At 49.6% G+C, this 1,959-nt stretch carries 2 protein-coding genes; both read right to left on the reverse strand.

Annotated features, from left to right (window positions below):
- Window positions 1–370, reverse strand: a 370-nt coding sequence (locus Q0991_RS03500; RefSeq protein ID WP_366524891.1) for a pyridoxamine 5'-phosphate oxidase family protein, incomplete at its 3' end; no start/stop codon positions are given.
- An 11-nt stretch (window positions 371–381) separates the two neighbouring features.
- Window positions 382–1,761 (reverse strand): glutathione-disulfide reductase, encoded by a 1,380-nt coding sequence (gor, locus tag Q0991_RS03505; protein WP_299485557.1) that lies wholly within the window; start codon window positions 1,759–1,761, stop codon window positions 382–384.
- Window positions 1,762–1,959 lie beyond the last annotated feature (198 nt).

Raw genomic sequence — 1,959 nt, forward strand, 5'->3', positions numbered from 1 at the left:
ATATTTTGAGGCGACGACGGTTGGCATAATCCATCAGGAAGAGGAAAGTACGATTACTATCCCCTAAGTTTCCAATCGTCAGATATTGACAGTTCCCCACAAAATCGGCAAACCCCAACGTTTTGTCATCCAATACTTTTAAGAAGCCCACTGGCCCTCCACGAAACTGGATGTAAGGCCAACCATTGTTGTTTATAGTCCCCATATAAAAGCTGTCTCGGGCCTGGATGAAATCCGCGACACGGGGGATGAGAGTATCATTGTCTGGACCACTGGCGGCCATTCGGTCGTACATCTCCCGTGAACCATATTTTTCTTGTATGGCTTTAACCGTGGGCGTAAAAGCAATTTGGGTGAATTTCGGAGACATGATTCAACTCCTTAGCTCATGGTCACAAATTCCTCGGCAGTGGAAGGATGGAGGGCCATCGTGTTGTCGAAGTCCTGCTTAGTAGCTCCCTTACTGAGTGAGATCGCAACTGACTGAATAATTTCAGCTGCCTCTTTACCCACCATATGGGCACCGAGAACGCGATCACTTTGCCGATCCACCACCAGTTTCATTAGCGTCTTTTCCGTCGACCCCGTAAGACTATGGTAAAGAGGTCGGAATATAGAGCGGTAAATCTTCACGTTCTCTTGACCTTGTCGCTCCCTAGCCATGTCCTCACTTAAGCCCACAGACGCGACTTCCGGCTGGCTAAACACTGCCGTAGGAATATTGGCGTAATTTACTGCACGAGGAGTATTTCCAAACACTGTATCGGCAAAGGCCCGCCCCTCATCAATGGCAATGGGGGTTAGGTTAGCCCGGTTAGTCACATCACCAACAGCGTAGATATGGGGCTGAGTCGTTTGGCTCCATTCGTTAACCGCCACAGCACCCCGATCTGTCATTGCCACTCCAGCAAGATCTAGACCAAGATCAGCGGTGTTGGGTGCTCGACCAATGGCAAACAACACTGCTGCATCAACCTCAACAGTTGGGGGTGCCGAGTCACCGATGAGGGAAAGGACCGTGCCATTTACTGTTTTCTCTAGCCGTTCAACCTGGGATTCAGTCAAGATTTTGATACCGCGTTGGTGCATGGCGTCTTGGAGATGTGTGCGGATATCGTCATCAAAGCCGCGTAAAATTTTGTCGCCTCGGACAATTTGAATTACCTCTGTTCCCAGAGCATTAAAAATACCCGCAAATTCAATACCGATATAACCGCCTCCAATGATGGCCATCCGTTTCGGTTGTTCTTGCAGTTTGAACAGTTCGCGGGAAGTGAGGGCATATTCGATGCCAGGACTCTTTGGCAAAATAGCTTCACTTCCCGTCGCAATCAGTATCCGATCTGCAGTGAAGGTCTGGGGTGTAGCCGTTTTACCTTGACCTTGGTTCACTATGATTGTACGGGCATCAAGAAACGATGCCTGACCTCGAATCAGATCCACCTTGGACTGATCCAGAAAACTTGTATGTAATTGGCTGAGACGGTTAACCTCGGTATCGACAATCTCAGTTAGTTTGGACCAATGGAACTTTGGTTTCACTGCCTCCCAACCATAGCCCACCGCATCTTGATAAAAATGGGAAAATTGAGACGCATAGACAAGTAGCTTTTTGGGCACACAACCGCGCACGACGCAGGTGCCGCCCACCAGGTCATTTTCGATAATGCCAACTTTGGCACCATAGCTGGCGGCTCGTTTGGCAGCAGCCAGACCACCAGAACCAGCACCGATTACCAGTAAGTCGTAGTCGTAAGTCATGGGTGTACCTCCGCACAGAAAGGATCTAGAAGGAGTTGAATAAATTAAGCAAGAGTGCCGAATTGACTCTCGAAGTCGGGTGATAGCAGCGCCATTCCGGTTTGCACTGCCGGTCTAGCTTCAAGCGCATCGAGCCACCGTTGGACATTGGGGTACTCAGCCAGGGATTGGCCTAGGTAACCACTCGTCGAAGCAGCT

This window comes from Acaryochloris sp. IP29b_bin.137 (genome assembly GCF_028285745.1).
GTDB lineage: Bacteria > Cyanobacteriota > Cyanobacteriia > Thermosynechococcales > Thermosynechococcaceae > Acaryochloris.

Coding starts and splice junctions, on each gene's coding strand:
- gor (WP_299485557.1), bottom strand. CDS start 1,761: ATGACTTACGACTACGACTTACTGGTAATCGGTGCTGGTTCTGGTGGT.